At 35.1% G+C, this 23,397-nt stretch carries 16 protein-coding genes and 1 tRNA gene; 10 read left to right on the plus strand and 7 right to left on the minus strand.

Features of this window, described 5'->3' with window-relative positions; genetic code table 11:
- Positions 1-288: 288 nt before the first annotated feature.
- Positions 289-362, minus strand: a tRNA-His gene (locus ACFOWA_RS07260).
- Between the two features lie 176 nt (positions 363-538).
- Here ACFOWA_RS07260 and rnhA point away from each other — a divergent pair.
- Entirely contained in the window at positions 539-1,012 is a 474-nt protein-coding gene (gene rnhA, locus ACFOWA_RS07265; RefSeq protein ID WP_378983400.1) for a ribonuclease HI, read from the plus strand.
- Between the two features lies 1 nt (position 1,013).
- Here rnhA and fbp read toward each other — a convergent pair whose 3' ends face one another.
- The 4 genes from fbp to gloA2 all read right to left on the minus strand — a co-directional run bounded on the left by fbp (position 1,014) and on the right by gloA2 (position 4,058).
- A complete protein-coding gene (gene fbp / locus ACFOWA_RS07270) occupies positions 1,014-2,093 on the minus strand; it encodes a class 1 fructose-bisphosphatase (protein WP_378983403.1) in 1,080 nt (359 codons plus the stop codon).
- A 19-nt stretch (positions 2,094-2,112) separates the two neighbouring features.
- A complete protein-coding gene (locus ACFOWA_RS07275) occupies positions 2,113-2,604 on the minus strand; it encodes a metallophosphoesterase family protein (protein ID WP_378983404.1) in 492 nt (163 codons plus the stop codon).
- 72 nt (positions 2,605-2,676) lie between these two features.
- Complete coding sequence (locus ACFOWA_RS07280) at positions 2,677-3,327, minus strand: tRNA1(Val) (adenine(37)-N6)-methyltransferase (protein ID WP_378983406.1); 651 nt, start codon at positions 3,325-3,327, stop codon at positions 2,677-2,679.
- 347 nt (positions 3,328-3,674) lie between these two features.
- Positions 3,675-4,058, minus strand: a complete 384-nt coding sequence (gene gloA2, locus ACFOWA_RS07285; RefSeq protein WP_378983408.1) for an SMU1112c/YaeR family gloxylase I-like metalloprotein — start codon at positions 4,056-4,058, stop codon at positions 3,675-3,677.
- A 217-nt stretch (positions 4,059-4,275) separates the two neighbouring features.
- Here gloA2 and purL point away from each other — a divergent pair, with 217 nt between their 5' ends.
- Positions 4,276-7,953 (plus strand): phosphoribosylformylglycinamidine synthase, encoded by a 3,678-nt coding sequence (gene purL / locus ACFOWA_RS07290; RefSeq protein ID WP_378983411.1) that lies wholly within the window; start codon positions 4,276-4,278, stop codon positions 7,951-7,953.
- Between the two features lie 125 nt (positions 7,954-8,078).
- Here purL and ACFOWA_RS07295 read toward each other — a convergent pair whose 3' ends face one another.
- Positions 8,079-8,918, minus strand: a complete 840-nt coding sequence (locus tag ACFOWA_RS07295) for an energy transducer TonB (RefSeq protein WP_378983413.1) — start codon at positions 8,916-8,918, stop codon at positions 8,079-8,081.
- A gap of 203 nt (positions 8,919-9,121) precedes the next feature.
- Between ACFOWA_RS07295 and ACFOWA_RS07300 the strand changes: the two genes are divergently transcribed.
- The gene (locus ACFOWA_RS07300) at positions 9,122-11,296 is read left to right on the plus strand and encodes a glutamine synthetase III family protein (RefSeq protein ID WP_123205685.1); all 2,175 of its coding nucleotides are present in this window, start codon (positions 9,122-9,124) and stop codon (positions 11,294-11,296) included.
- Positions 11,297-11,837: 541 nt separating this feature from the next.
- Entirely contained in the window at positions 11,838-13,019 is a 1,182-nt protein-coding gene (locus ACFOWA_RS07305) for an AIR synthase related protein (RefSeq protein ID WP_378983415.1), read from the plus strand.
- Positions 13,020-13,202: 183 nt separating this feature from the next.
- On the opposite strand, the gene ACFOWA_RS07310 is transcribed toward ACFOWA_RS07305, so the two are convergent.
- On the minus strand, positions 13,203-16,586 hold the full coding sequence (locus tag ACFOWA_RS07310) for a TonB-dependent receptor (RefSeq protein WP_378983417.1): 3,384 nt from the start codon (positions 16,584-16,586) through the stop codon (positions 13,203-13,205).
- A 589-nt stretch (positions 16,587-17,175) separates the two neighbouring features.
- On the opposite strand from ACFOWA_RS07310, the gene lpdA reads away from it, so the two are divergent.
- The 6 genes from lpdA to ACFOWA_RS07340 all read left to right on the plus strand — a co-directional run bounded on the left by lpdA (position 17,176) and on the right by ACFOWA_RS07340 (position 23,392).
- A complete protein-coding gene (gene lpdA, locus ACFOWA_RS07315) occupies positions 17,176-18,564 on the plus strand; it encodes a dihydrolipoyl dehydrogenase (RefSeq protein WP_378983419.1) in 1,389 nt (462 codons plus the stop codon).
- A 201-nt stretch (positions 18,565-18,765) separates the two neighbouring features.
- Positions 18,766-19,611, plus strand: coding sequence for an MBL fold metallo-hydrolase (locus ACFOWA_RS07320; protein WP_378983421.1), 846 nt, complete (start codon positions 18,766-18,768; stop codon positions 19,609-19,611).
- Positions 19,608-20,174 (plus strand): GNAT family N-acetyltransferase, encoded by a 567-nt coding sequence (locus ACFOWA_RS07325; protein ID WP_378983423.1) that lies wholly within the window; start codon positions 19,608-19,610, stop codon positions 20,172-20,174. The genes ACFOWA_RS07320 and ACFOWA_RS07325 overlap by 4 nt, the downstream gene beginning before the upstream one ends.
- A 78-nt stretch (positions 20,175-20,252) precedes the next feature.
- On the plus strand, positions 20,253-20,612 hold the full coding sequence (locus tag ACFOWA_RS07330; protein ID WP_378983426.1) for a hypothetical protein: 360 nt from the start codon (positions 20,253-20,255) through the stop codon (positions 20,610-20,612).
- Positions 20,613-20,843: 231 nt separating this feature from the next.
- On the plus strand, positions 20,844-21,371 hold the full coding sequence (locus tag ACFOWA_RS07335; protein WP_123205692.1) for a ferritin: 528 nt from the start codon (positions 20,844-20,846) through the stop codon (positions 21,369-21,371).
- Positions 21,372-21,943: 572 nt separating this feature from the next.
- Positions 21,944-23,392 (plus strand): circularly permuted type 2 ATP-grasp protein, encoded by a 1,449-nt coding sequence (locus tag ACFOWA_RS07340; RefSeq protein WP_378983429.1) that lies wholly within the window; start codon positions 21,944-21,946, stop codon positions 23,390-23,392.
- The last annotated feature ends 5 nt before the right edge of the window (positions 23,393-23,397 follow it).

Consider the following 23,397-nt stretch of genomic DNA (forward strand, 5'->3'; position numbering starts at 1 on the left):
AACTGGATGATATCAAACACAACAAATACACGGTTACACAGCTGGAACCAATCATTGACAAGGCAATTATAACTTTCACAAATCTAAATGCAATCTTTTGTAAATCAGACATTAGCGAAAAAAGAAGGCTGATTGGTTCGATGTTCTCTGAAAAATTCGATTTTTTTAATCTAAAACATCGAACCGCTAAACTCACACAGAACTTCAACCGTATCTATTTGATTAACAAAGAATTAGAAGGCAAAAAAAAGGGGCAAAAGACTGTTAAAAATCTTTTGCCCCGTACGGGGTGGCTGATGGGGCTCGAACCCACGACCCTCGGCACCACAAACCAATACTCTAACCAACTGAGCTACAACCACCGTGTTTTTTCAGAGCAACAAAAGTACGACTTTTAATATTTCCTGCAAATATTTTTTCATAAACTATTTACAACTTATTTTAAATGGCTATTATTCAATTATTTGAATTTGAAATATTTTTTATTAAATCGCTACAAGCCGCAATTTTAAACCTAAAAACATAACTTTACAACCATATGATCGAGATTTATACAGACGGTGCAGCAAGTGGAAACCCAGGTCCGGGAGGTTATGGAACAATTTTAAGATCGGGTAAACATGAAAAGGAACTTAGTGGCGGATTTAGAATGACCACCAACAACCGCATGGAACTACTCGCCGTAATTAAAGGTTTGGAAGCGCTAAAAAGTTTAAACCAGCAGGTTACAATTTATTCAGATTCGAAATATGTGGTTGATGCAGTTGAAAAAAAATGGGTTTTCGGCTGGGTAACAAAAAATTTTAAAGACAAGAAAAATAAAGACTTATGGATAAGGTTTCTTGAAGTATATAAATTGCATCAGGTAAAATTTATTTGGATTAAAGGCCACAACGACCATCCCGAAAACGAACGTTGTGACAGATTAGCGGTTGCTGCATCGCAAAACAAACAAAATTTAGCAATTGATACCTTTTTTGAAGCAGAACGTAACAAAGCAACTTTGCTGTAGATTAATCAATTCCACCTACTATGCCTAAATTTTCTAACTTCTCTTCAACTTTTCCGTTTAAAACTTTCGGTGCTCCGGTGTAAATCAACATCATTTCTTCAGCTTTTTCTACCATTGTTTTAGAACCAATAAAAATTGGAACACGTTGATGGAGCTCTGTTGGTTCAATGTCTAAAATACGTTCGAAACCTGTCGAAGCCTCCCCTCCTGCTTGTTCGATAATAAAAGCCATCGGATTGCATTCATACAACAACCTTAATTTACCGCTTGGCGACCTAGATGTTGTTGGATAGATATATATCCCACCCTTGATTAAATTTCTGTGAATATCGCCCACCATAGAACCAATGTAACGAGATGTGTATGGCCTTTTCGTTGCATCATCTTCAACCTGGCAATACTTTAAATATTGTTTTACACCATCAGGAAAATGCACATAATTTCCTTCGTTTATTGAATATAAATAACCTACTTCAGGCATTTTCATTTCAGCATGAGAAAGACAAAATTCGCCGATAGATGGATCTAAGGTAAATCCATTTACACCTTTCCCGGTTGTGTAAACCAACATGGTTGATGAACCATAAATTATGTAGCCGGCAGCAACTTGCTGAGTACCTTTTTGCAATACATCAGTTAAACTTGCTTTCCCATCAATAGATTTGCGGCGATAAATAGAAAAGATTGTGCCTACAGCAACATTTACATCTGTATTTGATGAACCATCTAATGGATCTATACATACGATATATTTAGCATTTTGCGATACGGGCGATTCAATGTGAATGATTTCATCTTCCTCTTCAGTAGCAACAATACAGCATTCACCACCACTGGTTAAAGCAGCAATAAACTGCTCATTTGCATAAACATCTAATTTTTTCTGTTCTTCTCCCTGGATATTTGTGGTACCCATATCACCAAGAATATCCACCAAGCCGGCTTTGTTAACCTCTCGGTTTACAATTTTGGCCGCAATGGCAATGTCTCTTAAAAGCCTGGATAATTCACCTTTAGCATAAGGGAAATCTGCTTGCTTTTCAATGATAAATTGTCCTAGTGTTTTAACTCCACATACCATACTTAGTGTACTTTTTACATTATCTACCCGATAATTCTATAACCTCTAAGGTATGAATATTTTCGTCAGTTATGCAAAAGCGAAGTAAAGTTCTTACTTTATGCCAGCCCTGTTTTCCTGCCGCACCGGGGTTCATGTGCAAAAACTTAAGCTTTTCATCCATCATAACTTTTAAAATATGCGAATGCCCACTTATAAAAAGATTTGGTGGGTTAGTGTATATTTCTGATTTAATAGAAGCGGAGTATTTACCCGGATATCCACCTATATGCGTCATCAAGACGTTTATTCCCTCGCAGCTAAATCGATTTTGTTCAGAGTACTCAGAGCGAATAGCTATATCATCTATATTACCATAAACACCTCTTAGTGGTTTAAAGGCTGCAAGTGGTGCAGCAACATCTTCGCCAAAATCACCCGCATGCCAAATTTCATCACAATTATCAAAGTGTTTAAAAACAGCATCATCTAAAAAACCATGTGTATCAGATATCAATCCTATTCGCTTCATATTATTTTTTTAATCACACTTTAAATGCAATATATATTAATCGGGCTAGTTTAATATAGCAATTTTGCAAAGTTAAAAGGCTAAAAAGAAATCCTTTAATAAATGCCGATATTGTTCTGTATGAACTTTTAATGATTCGTAAATATAAAAATCATACTCCTTCAAATCATCAATTTGCTGCGCAAGACAAATAATTTGCCTGATTTCTGGTTTGCCTTTATCTGAATAAATGTGAACGATTTCTACCAAATGCAATCCTTCTAACGCAGCTATATCAACAATTTTCTTTGCTTGTTTCAGCGGTAGAATTAACCAAATCTTTCCAAAATCGCTTAACATAGCAACTGATTTGAGTATTAATGTAGAAAAAAACCAATCATCTGCATGCCTCGCAATTCCTTTGCGTTGCTCTTCATTCTTTAAATCATTTACAAAGAAAGGCGGATTCGAAACAATCAAATCGTACTTTTTATCTGTTAAGAAATCTTCGATAGAAGAGTTGTAAATATTTACAAAGCCTGCAAAAGGCGAGTTAGCTGCGTTTTGCTTTGCAGTTTCAGCAGCTAAAGCGTCTATTTCTACAGCATCAATTACAGCATTTTTAAATCTTTGAGCCAACATCAGTGCAATAACTCCTGTTCCGGTTCCAATATCTAAAATATTTTCGGGTTGTTCTTTATGTGCAATTGCACCAATTAATACGCCATCTGTATTAATTTTCATTGCACACCCAGTTTGATCTATTTCAAAGTGCTTAAACCTAAATATTGAATTTTTTCTTGCCACTTATTCTTTTTAAAACATCATTTTAATAAAATGTTATTAACAACGTTATTTTTACACAAATAATTGATTTAAAGTAATTTACAAATCAACCATTGGATTCTGAAGGTAGAATCGCTACGCTGTTAATAATTCTAACAAACGTTTGCTATGCATCCTGCATGCATTAAGGTATGTTTGTTAAGCAATTTGAATGTACCGTGTCTTTACCGGTCTTTGAGTTGTGAAAATAAGTAAATACTCGATCGGTATCTAAGTAGCCAACAACCAAATTGTTGGCTACTTTTTTATTTTTCATACAATTCCAGTGGCAAACCATCAGGATCTGTAAAAAAAGTAAATCGCTTTCCTGTTATTTCATCTACTCTAATTGGTTCTGTATCAATATCAAAACCATTTAATCGCTCTATTTCTTTTTCTATATCATCAACTTCAAATGCCAAATGACGCAAACCTTGAGCTTCTGGTCTCGATGGTCGCTCAGGTGGGTTTTCGAAAGAAAACAATTCTATTTGATACAGCCCATTTACTGCTAAATCTAATTTATAAGATTTTCTTTCTGCTCTATAAAATTCGTTAACCACTGTAAATCCCAACTTATCAACATAAAAGCTTTTAGATTTTTGATAATCGGAACAAATAATAGCAATGTGATGAATTCGGTTAAACATTTACTAATTGATTTTAATGAAATGAATTATTGAATGATGGCAAAGTTGCATAAAATATGGATGAATTTCATATTGTTGAATTTAGAACTAAGCAATATAATAACTTAATGATATTGAAGAATTTTACATTTTGTTATTCAAAATTCTATCATTCACTCCATCATTCCTTCACGCATTAAATATAAAAAACCTAAATTTGCAACTTCAAAAAAAAAGCATGATTCATTTCTTCTTAAATCAATCCGACACAGTTTTTGTATTGCAAACAAACCAATCCATCTCAGCAACTGATGTTACAAAATTAGAATGGTTATTCGGCGGTGCCAAGTTACAAAATGAAACTGCGCTAAGCGGTTTTTTTGTTGGTCCGAGAGCTGCGATGATAACACCTTGGAGTACCAACGCGGTAGAAATAACGCAAAACATGGATATTCATGGCATCATCAGAATTGAAGAATTTAAGAAGATGGTTGAAGATTTTTCGGATTACGACCCAATGCTTTCGCAGAAATACGACACGCTTACGCAAACCATTTTTACTATTGATATTAAGCCTGAGCCAATTTTAGAGATTGAGGATATAGCAGCATACAATAAACAAGAAGGTCTTTCTTTAAGTGATGATGAGGTAGAATATTTAGTTTCTTTAGCAAACAAACTAGGAAGACCATTAACGGATTCAGAAGTTTTTGGTTTCTCTCAGGTAAATTCAGAACATTGCCGTCATAAAATTTTTAATGGAAAATTTGTAATAGATGGCCTAGAGCAACCATCATCATTATTTAAATTAATTCGCAAAACATCAGAAGAAAACCCGAACGATATTGTATCAGCTTATAAAGATAATGTAGCCTTTATTAAAGGTCCGATGGTACAGCAATTTGCACCAAAACGTGCTGATGAACCTGATTATTATACAACAAGTAATTTTGAATCGGTAATTTCAATAAAAGCCGAAACACATAATTTCCCTACTACGGTTGAACCTTTTAATGGTGCAGCAACAGGTTCTGGAGGTGAAATTAGAGATAGATTAGCCGGCGGACAAGGTTCTTTGCCTTTAGCAGGAACAGCCGTTTACATGACAGCATTATCGCGTTTGGAAGAAAATCGACCATGGGAAAAAGGTGTTGAAGAGCGTAAGTGGTTGTATCAAACCCCAATGGATATTTTAATCAAAGCATCAAACGGTGCTACTGATTTTGGAAATAAATTTGGCCAGCCATTAATTACTGGTTCTGTTTTAACTTTCGAACACGAGCATTTCGACGAGCATAGCAATACATCCCGTACGTTAGGTTTCGATAAAGTAATCATGCTTGCTGGTGGTGTTGGATATGGCAAAGCGAATCAGGCGCAAAAACACAAACCCAAAGAAGGCGATAACATTGTAATTCTTGGTGGCGAAAATTATAGAATCGGAATGGGTGGTGCGGCAGTTTCATCTGCCGATACGGGTCAGCATGGCTCTGGTATTGAATTGAATGCGATACAACGTTCTAACCCCGAAATGCAAAAAAGAGCTGCAAATGCTGTTCGTGGCATGGTAGAAAGTGAAGAGAATTTTATTGTTTCGATACATGATCATGGCGCTGGTGGGCATTTAAACTGCCTTTCAGAACTTGTTGAAGAAACTGGTGGTTTAATTAATTTAGATAAACTACCTGTTGGCGACCCTACCCTTTCTGCAAAAGAAATAATTGGCAACGAATCTCAAGAACGTATGGGATTGGTTATTGGCAACGATCACATCGAAACCTTACAAAAAATAGCAGACCGTGAACGCTCGCCAATGTATACTGTGGGCAAAGTTACTGATAATCATCGTTTCACTTTCAAATCAGAAACCACAGGATTGAAGCCAATGGATTTCGAATTGAAAGACATGTTCGGCAGTTCGCCAAAAGTTATAATGGAAGATAAAAAGCTGAGTAGAACATACGAAGCTTTAACCTATCAAACAGAAAAAATTAACGAATATTTAGAGCAAGTGCTTCAGTTAGAAGCTGTAGCATCAAAAGATTGGCTTACAAATAAAGTAGATCGTTGCGTTGGTGGTCGCGTTGCAAAGCAACAAACCGCCGGACCATTACAGTTACCTTTAAATAACTGCGGCGTAATGGCTTTAGATTTTCTAGGCAGAGAAGGAATAGCAACTTCAGTTGGTCATGCACCGGTTTCAGCTTTAATAGATGCTGCTGCAGGTAGCCGAATTGCTATAGCAGAATCGCTTTCAAATATTGTTTGGGCACCTTTAAAAGATGGATTAAAAAGTGTATCGCTTTCTGCCAATTGGATGTGGGCTTGTAAAAATGAAGGTGAAGATGCAAGATTGTACGAAGCCGTTAAAGCTTGTTCTGATTTTGCTATTGAACTCGGCATAAATATCCCAACCGGGAAAGATTCCCTATCGATGAAACAGAAATATCCTGATGGCGATGTAATTGCACCAGGAACAGTTATTATTTCTGCAGGTGGAAATTGCGACGACATAACTAAAGTGGTTGAGCCTGTGCTTCAGAAAGATGGCGGCTCGATTTACTATATCAATCTTTCTAATGATACTTATAAACTAGGAGGCTCTTCTTTCGCACAAATATTAAATAAAGTTGGCACAGAAACACCAGATGTTAAAAATGCTGCAGAATTTAAAAATGCGTTTAATGTAATTCAACAATTAATTAAAGATGAGCAGATACAAGCCGGACATGATGTTGGTAGCGGTGGATTAATTACCACGTTACTAGAAATGTGCTTTGCAGATATCGATTTAGGTGCATCTTTAAATCTATCTGCATTGGGAGAAGAAGACATTATAAAGCTTCTGTTTGCAGAGAATGTTGCAATAGTTTTTCAGGCTGACGCATCGGTTGAAGAAATTCTTTCGAAAAACCATGTTTCATACCATAAAATTGGTGAGGTGATTACATCATCCAGATTAGAAATTAAAAATGTCGATAATAAATACGAATTTGATATAAATCAGCTTCGCGATACATGGTTTAAAACTTCTTATCTTTTAGATAAAAAGCAAAGTGGAGCAGTTAAAGCTAAAGAGCGCTTTGATAATTACAAAAATCAGCCACTCAAATACAATTTCCCTCAGCAGTTCGATGGAAAAAAACCAATTATCGATAATAGTAAATCAAAACCAAAAGCTGCAATAATTCGCGAAAAAGGAAGTAATTCTGAACGAGAATTGGCAAACGCAATGTTTCTTGCAGGTTTCGATGTTAAAGATGTACACATGACAGATTTAATTTCGGGTAGAGAAACACTCGAAGACATTCAATTTATTGGTGCCGTTGGCGGTTTCTCTAATTCTGATGTTTTAGGTTCGGCAAAAGGATGGGCTGGAGCATTTATGTATAATGAAAAAGCCAGAGTTGCTTTAGAAAAATTCTTTGCCCGCCCGGATACATTATCGGTTGGTGTTTGTAATGGTTGCCAGTTATTTGTTGAGCTCGGTTTGATTAATAAAGACCATGAAGAAAAACCTAAAATGCTTCATAACGAAAGTCATAAACACGAAAGTATTTTTACATCATTAACGGTCGCAGAGAACAATTCGGTTATGCTTTCTACCTTAGCAGGAAGTACTTTAGGTGTTTGGGTATCGCATGGCGAAGGAAGATTCAGTTTACCTTATTCTGAAGATAAATATAGCATTGTGGCTAAATATGCTTACGAAAGTTACCCTGCCAGCCCAAATGGTTCTGATTACAATACAGCAATGATGTGCGATACAACTGGTCGGCATTTGGTGATGATGCCGCATATAGAACGTTCATTATTTCAATGGCATTGGGCAAATTATCCAAAAGGACGTAAAGATGAAGTTTCGCCATGGATGGAAGCTTTTGTGAATGCTAGAAAATGGATTGAAAAAATGTAAGTATACAAGATGGAAAATGGATGATGGGAAATGGAAAAAACCCATCATTCATTTTAACCTCCACCATCTTCCATCTCACATTCCCCATCCTCCATCTTCCCTCCTCCATCTTACATCATCCATCACTAATTGCCTAGCGTAAAATTTATCGGCAAATTGTACCGAACTCTTACTGGCGTACCTTTATTTTTACCTGGTTTCCAAGCAGGCGATTTTTTTATTACTTTCATCGCCTCTTCATCACATCCAGAGCCAATTCCTCTTACTAAAGTTACGTTACTTATCGAGCCGTCTTTCTCAACTACAAAGCTTAAAAATACCTTACCGGTAGTTCCATTTTCTTGTGCTTGAAATGGATATCTTAAATTACGCTGAATGTATTTTGCCCAGGCTTTCATTCCACCTTCAAATTCTGGATATTCATCTACACCTGGTAAATCAACCACTTCATTACCTGTTGCTGCGCCACTATCACTTCCCTTAACTTCTCCATCGCCTTTTCCTGCATTTGTAGTGATAACTAAATTAGGTTTAATCTCGCCATCCTGAGTTTTATCACTAATAACTGCATTTTGAATATCTTTTATAGTTGGAGGTTCAGGAATATCAATTTCATCAACAACAACAATTTTAGATGGCATTGCAACGGTTTTAACTTTTACCGGTTCTGATTTTTCAGGCTCTACCTTTTTCTCCGGTTCAGGTTTCTTCATCGAATGGATCACATCTGTTAATTCGACTGTTTTCGTAATCGTTGTTGCTTCAATTTTTTCTGGAAATAGTTTACCATAAATAAATGGAGTGATAAAAAAAAGCAAGAAGACACCACTCGCTATAAAGAGCGATTTTGTTAAAATTGATGACGATTGCGTTCTAAGTACATAAGCACCGTAATTTTTGTTTCTGCCTGCGAATACAATATCGAGCCACTCGGTTTTGTACACATTGAATGAAGAGTTGAACATAGCTTTAGTTTTTTATTAGGATGATGTAGGAAAACTCATAATTCCATAAAGCGCTGAAACATCAATTTTATTTATCAAAAATGAAATAATCAACATCAAAAACATTTTTTTATTTCATTTTCAATAATTTTTAGAATTTTAATACAATTGTTTCATAAAAATTGAGAAAATATACTATTTTTGACAAAAAACATAACAAATTAATGAAAAGCTTAAGAACCATCGCATTAAAAGAGGCTCAAAACAGAATTTCACCAGAAGTTAAATCACCATCAGCAAAAATTTCTGACTTTTTTGGCGCTAATGTATTTGATAAGAGAAAAATGAGAGATTTCTTATCTAAAGACGTGTATGAGAAGTTAATATCATCCATCAACCAGGGTGAATTAATTAACACTGATGACGCAAATCAAATTGCTACAGCTATGAAAGCTTGGGCAATGAGTGCTGGCGCAACACATTATACACACTGGTTCCAACCATTAACAGGAACAACTGCAGAAAAGCATGATTCATTTTTTGAGCCAAGCGGCGATGGTGCTATCGAGAAATTTGCAGGAAGCGCACTAGTTCAACAAGAACCAGATGCATCAAGTTTCCCAAATGGTGGTATTCGTAATACCTTCGAAGCTCGTGGTTATACTGCATGGGATCCTTCATCTCCTGCGTTCATCATGGAAAGTAAAGCTGGTAAAACACTTTGTATCCCTACAGTTTTTGTATCATATACCGGTGAAGCCTTGGATTATAAAGCACCTTTGTTAAAAGCATTAGCTGCGCTTGATAAAGCTGCTGTTGATGTTTGCCAATATTTCGATAAAAGTATCACTAAAGTAAATGCTTCTTTAGGTATCGAACAAGAATATTTCTTAGTTGATGAGTCATTGTTTAATGCTCGTCCGGATTTATTATTAACTGGTCGTGCTTTATTCGGACACATGTCTGCTAAAGGACAACAATTAGAAGATCATTACTTCGGTTCAATTCCTGAGCGTGTATTTAGTTACATGGTTGATTTTGAAAATGAGGCTTTAAAATTAGGTATTCCTTTAAAAACCCGCCATAACGAAGTTGCCCCTTCTCAATTTGAGTGTGCACCTATCTACGAAGAAATCAATTTAGCTATCGATCACAATCAATTATTGATGGATTTGATGGAAAAAGTTGCTCGTCGTCATCATTTCCGTGTTTTATTACACGAAAAACCTTATGCAGGCATCAATGGTTCGGGTAAACACAACAACTGGTCGTTAATTACAGATACTGGTAAAAATTTATTAGCACCAGGTAAAACGCCTAAAAACAACTTAATGTTCCTTGCTTTCTTTGTTAATACAATTAAAGCCGTTAGCGAACATGCAGATTTATTACGTGCAAGTATTGCATCGGTAAGTAATGACCACCGTTTAGGTGCAAATGAGGCTCCACCAGCAATTATATCTATCTTCCTTGGTTCTCAATTGAACGATGTTTTAGATGAGATTGAACACTCACGCATCAGCAAAAAAATTAAAGAAGATAATGCACTTTGGTTGGGTATCCCTAAAATTCCACAAATTTTGTTGGATAATACAGATCGTAACCGTACATCGCCTTTTGCTTTTACAGGTAATAAATTTGAGTTAAGAGCTGTTGGTTCATCGGCTAACTCTTCTGCGCCTATGACTATCTTAAATGCAATCATGGCAGAGCAATTGGTTAAATTTAAAACTGAGGTTGATAAATTAATCAAGAAAGGTGATAAAAAAGACATCGCTTTATTAACTGTAATCAAAAAATACATTAAAGAATCGAAATCAATTCGTTTTGAAGGTAATGGTTATAGCCAAGAGTGGGAAGATGAAGCTGCAACACGCGGTTTATCAAACATCAAAACTACACCTAAAGCTTTAGATGCTTATTTAACTGAAAAATCTGCTGATTTATTTAATTCAACAGGAATTTACAGCAAACGTGAAATTCATGCTCGTCATGAAATCATGTTGGAAAACTTCTATAAAAAATTACAAATTGAAGCTCGTGTAATGGGCGAAGTTGCAAATACTGCAATTATCCCAGCTGCAATTGCATATCAAAACTCATTAATAGCCAACGTTAAAGGTTTAAAAGAAATCGGTGTTGATAGCAAAGTTTCATTAGATATTGTTAAAAAATTAACGGAACATTTAGAAATTGTTAAAACCAATATCGATGCGATGTTAGAAGAACGTAAATTAACCAACAAAATCGAGGATACTCGTGAAAAAGCAATTGCTTACGATGAGAAAGTTAAAACATACTTCGAAGTTATCCGCTACCATGCAGATAAATTAGAACAAATTGTTGATGATAGCGTTTGGCCTTTACCAAAATTCAGAGAATTATTATTCATGAAATAAATTTTGAGCCGTAAGGTTTAAAGTATAGGGCGTAAGGTTAAACTTTACGCCCTTTTTTATTAAGATTTTTAGAATGATAGGATTTTAAGATTCAAGTATTCAAAATTTAAGTGTTTTAAAGAATAGGATTTATAGGATAATAGAATGTTAAGATTATAGCATTCAAACTTAAATACAATTACAAGCTTAATTGTTCTTAGGTGTCTGAGGTGGTAAAAAGAATAGGATTTATTGGATAATAGGATGTTAAGATTATAGCATTCAAACTTGAATACATATTAGAAACTTAATTGTTTTTAGGTGTCTGAGGTGGTAAAACAGAATAGGATATATTGGATAATAGGATGTTAAGATTATAGCTTTCAAACTTGAATGCCCTTACATTTCATAGTTTCGGATTTCAATGTCCATCACCCATTTTACATCTTACATATCCCATCTCCCATTTTCCATTTCTATTATTTTTTAATATACAGTTGAAATTAAAACATCTGACTTCAGCCTTCGAACTCCGGACTTTTTCATTTATCTTTGCGGCAACATGAGTGATAACAGGTACAATCAACGTGGCGTTTCGGCCTCAAAAGAAGATGTGCACAATGCCATCAAAAATATCGACAAAGGAATTTTCCCGAAAGCATTTTGTAAAATCATCCCTGATATTTTAGGTGGAGATGATGATTATTGCAACATTATGCATGCTGATGGTGCAGGTACAAAATCATCCTTAGCTTATGTATATTGGAAAGAAACCAATGATATCTCTGTTTGGAAGGGAATTGCCCAGGACGCAATCATCATGAACCTCGACGATTTAATCTGCGTGGGTGCGACTGATAATATATTACTTTCTTCAACAATTGGTAGAAATAAAAATTTGATTCCAGGCGAAGTAATAGCTGCAGTGATTAATGGAACCGAAGAAATTCTTGCTGATTTACGAGAACAAGGCATTTCTATTTACTCAACAGGAGGCGAAACTGCAGATGTTGGCGATTTAGTTAGAACCATTATTGTTGACTCTACGGTAACCTGTCGCATGAAACGTGATGACGTCATTAGCAACGACAATATCAAACCAGGGAATGTGGTTGTAGGTTTAGCTTCATACGGTCAGGCTACTTACGAAATTGAATATAATGGTGGAATGGGATCTAACGGATTAACCTCTGCCCGTCATGATATTTTTAACAAAACTGTAGCAAACAATTACCCAGAAACTTTCGATGCTGCTGTGCCGCATGATTTGGTTTTTTCTGGAAATAAAAAATTAACGGATGAGATTGAAATCGATGGTTTTGGAAAAATTACGGTTGGCAAACTTGTTCTATCTCCTACCCGCACTTACGCACCAGTAATTAAAAAAATCTTAAACAAATACCGCAAACAAATTGATGGTATTGTACATTGCAGCGGCGGTGCACAAACTAAAGTGCTGCATTTTGTAAACGATGATATTCATGTAATAAAAGATAATCTATTTCCAGTGCCACCATTATTTAAATTGATTCAGGAAGAATCTGGTACCGATTGGAAAGAAATGTACAAAGTGTTTAATATGGGCCACCGAATGGAACTCTATGTATCTGAAGAAATAGCAGCTGATATTATTGAAATCTCCAAAAGCTTTAATATTGATGCCCAAACTATAGGACGCGTAGAAAAAAGCGATAAAAAGCAAGTTACTATAAGCAGCGAAAAAGGGACGTTTGTTTATAATTAAGGAAACTATAAAAAGTAAAAAGCCTTAAAGATTTAAAAATCTTTAAGGCTTTTTTTGTTAAGAAGAAATAGTAACAAATAAAACTACTCAGATTATAAACTCATAATTATTAAAAGTCAGATTAAGTCATAAAAAAAGCTCCCGATGAAAACCGGGAGCTTTTAGTATATACTAATTTAAGTCTTAGTTAAAATTATAACGAACACCAAACTGCATGTAATAAGTAGAAGCTGTTGTTTGAGATGTACCAAAAGTTTCTCTAACGATATCACCAGATGCTGTAGCAACTCTGAATGTAGGCCTTGTACTTGCATTGATTGCATTAACATTTTGAGGTACCAATACTTGAGTACTATTAACAAAATTAACATTACCCCAATTACGGTTTAGCAAATTACCTACGTTAAAGATATCTACAGTGAATTGAAAAGAATTTTTGGTTTTACCAAAATCTTTGAAAACTTCCTGAGTTAATCTTAAATCAAATTGATTTCTCCATGGAGATACACCTCCGTTACGCTCAGCAACTGAACCTCTATTCTTGCTTAAATACTTATCTTGACTGATATATGCTTCGAAAATATCTGCTTGCTCTTGAGCACTATAAGCTCTTGTATAGTTGGTAGTTCCTGCTGGGATAGCAACGAAAGAAGCTGCAGTTAATTCACCTGCTCTAGGGATATAAATTAAGTCATTTCCCGAAACACCATCACGGTTAAAATCACCATTATAAGTGTATGAGAATCTACCTTGTTGAGCACCTTCGTAGAATAAAGAGAATGAAGTAGCCAAGTTGCCAAAATACGCTTTTCTATATGAAACATTAGCAACAATTCTATCTGGATTTAAGTTACTTGAATAACTTAAGGTAGGAATATTCGCATTGTTTTGAGTTTGTGGTGCATTCCATAACCCAGCCAATTGGTCGCCACCTTGATCTCCGTAATTACGTTGGTCTGAACGTGTATAAGCAATCATCGCTGAAACGCCGTTGCTGAATTGTTTAGTCAATTGAGCAGTTGCCATCCAGTTATAACCGCCTTTAACGTTTTCCATTCGGATTGCATTGAAACCAGTCACAGTTCCATTTGCACCACCACTTGGCGTACCATTAGCAACTGGTAAACCAGAACCATTGATTGGATTGATGTATTTATCAGAATTACTTGATGGATAGAACAATCTTCCATCAGGATAACCTGAAATTTGAATAGTTGGATTTACAAGGTTTAAGTTTTTAGCAACCGCAACGTTTAAATCACGACCATAAATCCCCTCTAAGGTACCAACGATACCGCCTGGTAACTTAACATCGAAAGCTAAACTTGATTTCCATGTTTGTGGGAATTTAAGGTTTGGAGCCATTACGCTAATACCCGAAGAAGGGATAGAACTTCCTGCAGCCGGAGCAGCTGTTGATAATTGTGGAGCAATCGAAGGATTGAAAAACGGTACTGCAGTACCAGTGTAACTTTGAGTATATTGGATTAAACCAGCATCACCAGATTGAGAAACAATCCATACAAAAGGAATACGACCTGTAAAAATTCCAGAACCACCACGAACTTGGAATGAACGATCTCCCATCACATCCCAGTTAAAACCAAAACGTGGTGAGAAAGAAATTTTATTTTCAGGTAAAACACCTGTATCAACTCTCTGACCTCCGAAATTTAAGCCAGCAACCAATGGATGGGTTCTAACTTCAGTCACATCTGGATAAGTAGCTTGTTCAACACGTAAACCCGCTGTTAATTTTAAACGATCAGTAACTGTAAACTCATCCTGTAAATAGGCTGAATACTGATTAAATTCGAAGCTTGGGTATGCTTGTGAACCATCTGCTGTTAAAGGATAAGTAACTGTGTACTGAAGTGGTCTCTGATTCGTGATGAAATCATTCCATGTTCTAAAAGTATAGAAACCTGTTCCAAAGCGTTGGAAGCCATTCTTAGTTTTACTAAACTCTGCCTGAACACCTAGAGTTAAATTGTGTTTACCTAACGCTAAACTTAAATCATCACTATAGGTGTATGTTGTTACATCTCTAAGGTTTCCATAAGAAAATGGCTCGTAACCAAACGTTGTCAAAACACTACCCAAGTTATTACCAGTTGGCACACCATCCAATATATCGACTAAAGGAAATAAAGCACTATCTGACGTCCGAGGATCATTTTGATGAGAATAAGTTGCTCTTAAAACATTTGTTACCTTACTACCAAAATTTGAGTTTAACTCTGCAACTCCAGAATATAAATTAGCTGCTTGGTAATAATTTGAGTTAAAAAAAGGTAGGCCCGAATTTCTAGCACTACCAGAACGAGCACCTGCATACGCAAAACCTGTTATAGAGCCAATTGGCGAACCAGTTGTTGATGCACTAGCTGACGCTGGGCTCTTGCTCTCAACTTGATTATAACGAACACTAAAACGATGATTTTTATTAATATTCCAATCCAAGCGGGCAAACATTTTTTCATTATCACTTACGTTAGAATATCCTTGGTAAGGACCAGTTGCATAACCGTAAGTATTAGCTAAATATGAACTAACACCATTTAAAAATGTTTCTGATGCTTGTGCAACATTTGTATTTGCTGGTATGTATGGACTTAGTGCACTTGAAGCGATTCTTTGAGTTCCCGGTGATGTTGTAAGTTTTTTCTCATAGTTTACGAAGAAAAATAATTTATCCTTAATTATTGGACCACCTAAACTAAAACCATAATTTTTCTCGTCTAATTTTTGAAGTGTACCTAGTCTAAAGCTTTCACCAATTCTTTTCCCTTGATTATCTTCACCACGCATGGTGTAAAAAGCGTTACCAGAAAAAGAATTCGTACCAGAACGAGTTACAGCACTAACAGAGCCACCTGTGAAACCAGTTTGACGAGCATCATAAGGAGTTACGTTTATCGAAATTTGCTCCAATGCATCAATCGAAATTGGTGAACCACCTGCAGGAATATTACCACCAATACCAAATTGATTGTTAAAGTTAGCACCATCTACAGTAAAGTTGTTGGAGCGGTAATTACCACCTCCAATTGAAGTACCGTTTGACTGTGGTGTTAAACGGGTTAAATCATTTACACTACGTGTAATTGTTGGTAAACTCTGAATTTGTGCTTTATTAATTACTGTTGAAGTTCCGTTTTTATTAGAATTTAAAATCGCATTGGAACCTTGACCAACAACTTTAACCTCAGCCAAAGTTGAGCTATTATCAACTAAAGTAGTATTGATAACATAAGGCTCACCTAATTTTAAATAAACATCTGATAATTTAGAGGCCTTGTAACCTACAAAACTAACTTCAACTGTGTACGGTCCGCCAACACGCATACCACCAATTGTAAAACGACCATCATTGTTGGTTGATACCGTATAAACAGTACCTGTGGGCGTGTGCGTAGCTTTAATGCTTGCGCCAGGCAAAGTGCCTTTGTCATCCTTAATGGTTCCTGTCATAGATGATGTAGTTACCTGTGCATTAACACTAAAGGTAATCGCTACAAAAGCCACAATAACAAGCATTAATCTTAAAAGTAAAGATTTCTTCATACTTTGATTTTTAAATTTGTTTTTTTTGAATAATAAATCGGGGAAGATTTTATGCCGCAAATTTACTTATTAATTTTTAACACATTTTAACATCCAATGTTAAATAATTATTAATTCTACCAATACTTTTCAACAATTAACATCGATAATTTATGCGTTCACTATGAGCATATTAACAATCAACCTAATTAGTTATAAATCAAATGTAAATAAGCATCTCAAAAACTGATAAATGACATAAATAAATGGTTTTCGATAAAATATTTGCGTTTTATATGCTTCAATTGTCAATTCTGGATAATTTATTTCTGTATCTAAATAATCACCCAATCAATTAACATTTTTTTTTTAGTTTTGACGATTGGTGCGCAGGATTAAATTCACCAATAATGTAATGCAGATATTTTTATAGATGCGGGATTAATTTGCATTCAGCGAAGACCTCTTTAACCAAAGATTACTTGAAATACAAAACATTTAAAATACAAATCTCTTTAGTGTAGAGAAAACCTTCTATAGTTAACTACTTAAATTGTTAATAAGTTGCAGAAGTTTATGTCTACAAGTAAAAAATAAACTATAAAAACAGATGAATTACGACGTTATTGTTTTAGGCAGCGGCCCAGGTGGTTATGTAGCTGCAATCAGAGCTTCTCAATTAGGACTAAAAGTTGCTATTGTTGAGCGTGAATCATTAGGTGGAATTTGTTTAAACTGGGGATGTATCCCAACTAAAGCACTTCTAAAAAGTGCACAGGTTTTTGAATATATTAATCACGCTGCTGATTATGGAATTACAACATCTGGTGCCACAGCAGATTTTGCAGCAGTAGTAAAACGCAGCCGCGGTGTAGCCGATGGTATGAGCAAAGGCGTTCAATTTTTAATGAAAAAAAATAAAATTGATGTAATTATGGGTACTGGTAAGGTTAAGCCAGGAAACAAATTAGAGGTTAAAGGTGCTGATGGTTCTCAACAAGAATTAACAGCTAAAAATATTATTATAGCAACTGGAGCACGTTCGAGAGAATTGCCAAACCTGAAGCAAGACGGTAAGAAAATTATTGGTTATCGCCAGGCAATGGTTTTACCTGAGCAACCTAAAAGCATGGTTGTTGTTGGTTCTGGTGCGATTGGTGTTGAGTTTGCCTATTTTTATGCTACAATGGGTACGAAAGTTACTATCGTAGAATTTATGGAAAATGTAGTACCTGTTGAAGATGAAGATGTTTCGAAACAATTATTACGTAGCCTTAAAAAAGTTGGTATCGATGTAATGACTTCTGCTTCTGTTGAAGCCGTTGATACAAGTGGTGCTGGCTGTAAAGTTTCTATAAAAACAGCTTCCGGCATGCAAACTATCGAAGCGGATATCGTTCTATCTGCTGCAGGTATTGTTGCCAACATCGAAAACATTGGTCTAGAAGAAACAGGCATCAAAACAGAAAAAGGAAAAATCGTTACGGATGAATTCTATAATACATCGGTAAAAGGCTATTATGCTATTGGTGATGCGGTTGGCGGACAAGCTTTAGCCCATGTTGCATCAGCAGAAGGAATTATTTGTGTAGAAAAAATTGCTAGTCAGCATGTTGAGCCATTAGATTATAACAACATCCCTGGATGTACGTATTGCACACCAGAAATAGCATCAGTTGGTTATACAGAAAAAGCAGCAAAAGCAGCTGGTTACGAGTTGAAAATTGGTAAGTTTCCATTTTCTGCATCGGGTAAAGCAAGTGCGGCTGGAGCAAAAGATGGTTTCGTTAAACTTATTTTTGATGCTAAATATGGAGAATTATTAGGCGCACACATGATTGGTACAAACGTTACTGAAATGATCGCCGAAATCGTTGTAGCTCGTAAATTAGAAACAACAGGACATGAGATGATAAAATCTGTTCACCCGCACCCAACCATGAGCGAAGCCATTATGGAAGCTGCCGCTGATGCGTATGGAGAAGTGATACATTTGTAAGGAAGGTTTATAGGTTGAAGGCTTAAGGTTTAAGGCCGAAGAATGCAGAAATACTGCAAATCTATAATTTCAATCAATTTAATCGTTAAATTTATCTTCCATAAATAAAATTATAATAAATCAAAACCCTTTAGTTTGTTCTAAAGGGTTTTGTATTTTTATAGCCTATTTTTTTAATAAACCCTAAACCCTAAACCCTAAATGAAACTCCACACCATAAACACAGGCTTATTTAAACTTGATGGCGGCGCTATGTTTGGCGTTGTGCCAAAAGCAATATGGCAAAGAACAAACCCTGCTGATGCGAATAACCTTTGTACCTGGGCGATGCGATGCCTTTTAATTGAAGATGGTAATAACCTTACATTAATAGATGCAGGAATTGGAAATAAGCAAGATGAAAAGTTTTTTAGTCACTATTATTTGCATGGCGATGATTCGATGGATAAATCTTTGTCAAATTTAGGATTTAGTAAAGCAGACATTACCGATGTATTTTTAACCCATCTGCATTTCGACCATGTTGGCGGCGCTGTAATTCGTGATGGAGAAAAACTAATTCCAGCATTTAAAAACGCGACTTATTGGAGCAATGAAAAACATTGGCAATGGGCTGTTGAACCGAATGCCAGAGAAAAAGCATCATTTTTAAAGGAGAATATTTTGCCCATTCAGGAAAGCGGACAATTAAAATTCATTTCCGAGCAAGAAAATATCGAATGGAGAAAAGGAATTAATATCAGCTTTGCTTACGGACATACCGATGCCATGATGCTTCCAAAAATAAATTACAAAGGTAAAACCATCGTTTACATGGCTGATTTATTACCTTCTGTTGGGCACTTGCCTCTACCCTATGTGATGGCTTATGATATGTTTCCTTTGAAAACACTTACCGAAAAACAAGCTTTTTTAGAGGAAGCAGTAAACGAAAATTACATTCTGTATCTGGAGCACGACCCAATTCACGAGTGTTGTACTTTGCAAAGAACTGAAAAAGGAATTCGTGTGGCAGAAACTTTTAACTTAAGCGATATCTTATCATGATTCGCAAAGCAAAAATTAGCGATGCAAAAGCTGTTGCCCCGCTAATTATTCAGGCGATGGGCGAACTAGCTTACAAATTAAGCAATACTAGTAATCATGATGCTACATTAGAATTATTTGACTATTTCTTTAAAGAAGCCAATAACCAGTATAGTTTTGAAAATACATTAGTTTATGCTAATGAAAACGATGAAGTACTAGGTTCAATAAACGCTTATGATGGTGCAAAGTTATTAGAATTGAGAACTAACTTTTTAAATTACCTCTCCCTCCATTGTGGATTAAAAAACTTTAATCCTGAACCCGAAACGCAAGCTGGTGAATTTTATCTAGATACGATTAGTGTAAGCCCAGCCGTACAAGGTAAAGGTATTGGCAAGCAATTAATTGACGCAGCAATTAAATGGGCAGCTGAGTTAAATCATACTAGAGCAGGTTTACTAGTCGAAACTAATAACCATAAGGCTTTAAAACTTTATCAAAACAAAGGTTTCAAAATAATTGATGAAAAACAATTTATTGGTGGAAGTTATCATCACATGGTTTATCAAATCTCGATGTAAATCGTTACAATCTAAAACCAAAAATTTATTTCTATTTTTATTTGTATTTAATCTAAATAATGCCAATTTTTGCATCAGATGGAAAAAGCTTGTATCAATATCAACGAACTGATTAACGTATTCTCAACTAAAGAAGGTTCTATTTATCAATCGGATAAGTTAAACTGCTTTTTTGTTGATTTCGGTGGTAAGTTTGCTCGCTACAATTGCCTATCACTTCGCAAATTAAAAAAGGTTGTAGAAGATATTGATATTGATTCACTTCTATTAAATACTCTTAGAGCTGATTTTGAATTAGTAACTTTTAACGGCTGCGAACATATCTATCTGTTAAACGCTTGCGAAATTGTTGCCTTAAAAGAATTACTTCAAGGTACTTTTACCATGTTTAAATTAAATCATTTAATTAGCGATTGCTTACATAGATTAGTTGTTTAGCGATATTGGCTAATAGAATAGAAAAAAAATTAACAATCAAATAAGTAATTACTCTTTCCATTTTCCATCACCCATTCTCCATCCACCCTACGTCATCTTCCATCATCCCACACACATCCTCCATCTTACATCTTCTCTACAACAATTTAGACTAATTTCATATAGTAAATATTGCACACAATTTGCCTAGTAAGATGTTACATTTGTGTTATTAGTTAAGCAAATTAAATTATGAAAGACTTAATGCGTATTAAATGTTTAATATCTCAGGATATTGAAACACTTTTAAATCAGCAAATTAAAAAAGAAGCACACTCTTCATCACTATATTTATCAATGTCGTCTTGGTGCGACCAAAATGGATTTGATTTTTCGGCAGATTACTTTGCAAAACAATCTGAAGAAGAAAGAATGCACCAGTTAAAACTATTCAAATACGTTTTAGATATGGGTGGCAACGCTATATCGCCAGAAGTTAATGGAATCAAGACAGATTTTGCAGGCTTCAGAGAAGTTTTTGAAGATGCTTTGGAAGCAGAAATCGCTATCACACAAAGCTTTAAAAATATTTATGCTAAATGCCAAAACGAACAAGATTTTGTTACGATGGAATTTTTAAATTGGTTCTTGAAAGAACAACGTGAAGAAGAATATAAAGCTCGTCGTGCTTTAGAATTGTTTGAAGTTATTGGCGAAGAAGGTACTGGAAGATGGGAGATTGACAAACACGTTAACAAAATCACTTATTCAGAACAATAAGCAACAAAACAAATATTATCAAAAGGCTATCTTAATTAAATTTAAGGTAGCTTTTTTTGTTTATAAACTTTTTTTAGCCAAAAAAAAATCTAGATTGATTATTGTTTAGCAAAAATTCGGCACGAAACTCATTAACATTAATAAGGAAATTTTATTATTTATGAGATTTAAACAATTATGAACTATGCTAACTTCATTGTATCTCAACCTCCAAAAATAAAAAAAGCTTCTTTTTACAAAGAAGCTTTAATTTAGTTTAGGTTGTTTGGTTTATGTTGATTATGAATATCCTATTTTGAACGTTTTTATAAAAAAAGCGCCGTTACCAGCGCTTTTTTTAAACCAAATATATAATAATAATTAACGAGCATTACAAATATACGAACATACTTTAGATTTGCAATATTTATATTTAATTTTTTAATAATAATTTTCAATAAAAATATAATAACCTAAAAATCAGTATAAAAATCAATAAAATTGAACTAAAAAACATACTTATTTTAATTTTTATACAAAAAACTTGGTAATTATACTTTCAAGGTCATACTTTAAGCAAATATTTAAGTTATATGATAGAAGATTTTATAAAAAATTACTTAAATCACCCTAACACTTACGATGAAATGTTTTTTAATAGTGATAACTATCGGCATCATTATTCAAATTTCATTAACAATTTCTCTAAAGAATCTCTCGACAACCTAAACAAAAAGGAAGAATTGGCTAAAAAATTATTTATGAGCCAGGGAATTACTTTTACAGTTTATGATAGTGGAGAAGGAATAGAGAAAATTTTCCCTTTTGATATTATTCCACGCATTATTACCTCGAGTGAGTGGGCATTTATTGAAAAGGGAATTAAGCAACGATTAAAAGCGCTTAATCTTTTCTTGAAGGATGTTTACAGCAATCAATTTATTTTGAAGGATAAAATTGTTCCAACGAATGTAATTTATTCTTGTCCGCATTTTTTGCGTGAGATGCACAATGTAAACGTGCTGCATGATATTTACATACACATTGCTGGTATCGATCTAATCCGCGACCATGATGGAACTTTTTATGTTCTGGAAGATAACCTTCGGACTCCTTCTGGCGTAAGTTACATGCTCGAAAACAGGGAAATTACCAAAAGGCTTTTTCCTGATCTTATTCCGCAATGTGGCGTAAGAAGTGTAACAGAATACCCAGCCATTTTATACAAAAACCTAATGGCGCTTTCACCAAGAGCAGTTTCTAATCCAACAATTGTGATGTTAAGTCCGGGAATGTACAATTCTGCATATTATGAACATACCACACTTGCCAGATTGATGGGCGTTGAATTGGTAGAAGGCCGTGATTTGGTTGTAAAAAATCAGAAGGTATTTATGAAAACAACCATTGGTTTACAGCAAATCGATGTGATTTATCGCCGTGTAGATGATGATTATCTAGACCCGTTGGTTTTTAATCCAAATAGTGTTTTAGGCGTTGCCGGTTTAATGGGCGCATACAGAAAAGGTAATGTCGCTATTGTAAATGCCGTTGGAAATGGTGTTGCAGATGATAAAGCCGTTTATACCTACGTTCCAGATATGATTAAGTATTACCTGAATGAAGAACCGATTTTAAAAAATGTACCAACCTATCAACTAAGCAACCGCGACGAATTGGAGTATGTTTTCGAAAACATCAATAAAATGGTTATTAAAAAAACTAATGGAAGTGGTGGTTATGGGATGTTAATGGGACATGCAGCGAGCGAACAAGAAACAGAAGAATATAAACTCGAGATTTTAAAAGATCCGAGAAACTTTATTGCTCAGCCAACAATTAGTTTATCTTCTGCCCCATGCTTTATTAATGGAAAACTATCTCCAAGAAGAATAGATTTGAGGCCTTTCGCACTTAACGGACCTGATGGAATTTCGATTGTACCAGGCGGACTAACTAGAGTTGCTTTAAAAGAAGGCTCGTTAGTCGTAAATAGTTCGCAAGGCGGTGGCAGTAAAGATACATGGGTTTTAACTTCTTAGAATAC

The organism is Pedobacter lithocola (assembly GCF_042650845.1).
Taxonomy (GTDB): domain Bacteria; phylum Bacteroidota; class Bacteroidia; order Sphingobacteriales; family Sphingobacteriaceae; genus Pedobacter; species Pedobacter lithocola.

Bases quoted from the DNA above. Each gene is read 5' to 3' on its own strand.
- ACFOWA_RS07310 (WP_378983417.1), bottom strand. From the start codon at position 16,586: ATGAAGAAATCTTTACTTTTAAGATTAATGCTTGTTATTGTGGCTTTT.
- lpdA (WP_378983419.1), top strand. From the start codon at position 17,176: ATGAATTACGACGTTATTGTTTTAGGCAGCGGCCCAGGTGGTTATGTA.
- ACFOWA_RS07280 (WP_378983406.1), bottom strand. From the start codon at position 3,327: ATGAAAATTAATACAGATGGCGTATTAATTGGTGCAATTGCACATAAA.
- purL (WP_378983411.1), top strand. From the start codon at position 4,276: ATGATTCATTTCTTCTTAAATCAATCCGACACAGTTTTTGTATTGCAA.
- ACFOWA_RS07300 (WP_123205685.1), top strand. From the start codon at position 9,122: ATGAAAAGCTTAAGAACCATCGCATTAAAAGAGGCTCAAAACAGAATT.
- ACFOWA_RS07320 (WP_378983421.1), top strand. From the start codon at position 18,766: ATGAAACTCCACACCATAAACACAGGCTTATTTAAACTTGATGGCGGC.
- rnhA (WP_378983400.1), top strand. From the start codon at position 539: ATGATCGAGATTTATACAGACGGTGCAGCAAGTGGAAACCCAGGTCCG.
- gloA2 (WP_378983408.1), bottom strand. From the start codon at position 4,058: ATGTTTAACCGAATTCATCACATTGCTATTATTTGTTCCGATTATCAA.
- ACFOWA_RS07295 (WP_378983413.1), bottom strand. From the start codon at position 8,918: ATGTTCAACTCTTCATTCAATGTGTACAAAACCGAGTGGCTCGATATT.
- ACFOWA_RS07335 (WP_123205692.1), top strand. From the start codon at position 20,844: ATGAAAGACTTAATGCGTATTAAATGTTTAATATCTCAGGATATTGAA.
- fbp (WP_378983403.1), bottom strand. From the start codon at position 2,093: ATGGTATGTGGAGTTAAAACACTAGGACAATTTATCATTGAAAAGCAA.
- ACFOWA_RS07340 (WP_378983429.1), top strand. From the start codon at position 21,944: ATGATAGAAGATTTTATAAAAAATTACTTAAATCACCCTAACACTTAC.
- ACFOWA_RS07305 (WP_378983415.1), top strand. From the start codon at position 11,838: ATGAGTGATAACAGGTACAATCAACGTGGCGTTTCGGCCTCAAAAGAA.
- ACFOWA_RS07275 (WP_378983404.1), bottom strand. From the start codon at position 2,604: ATGAAGCGAATAGGATTGATATCTGATACACATGGTTTTTTAGATGAT.
- ACFOWA_RS07330 (WP_378983426.1), top strand. From the start codon at position 20,253: ATGGAAAAAGCTTGTATCAATATCAACGAACTGATTAACGTATTCTCA.
- ACFOWA_RS07325 (WP_378983423.1), top strand. From the start codon at position 19,608: ATGATTCGCAAAGCAAAAATTAGCGATGCAAAAGCTGTTGCCCCGCTA.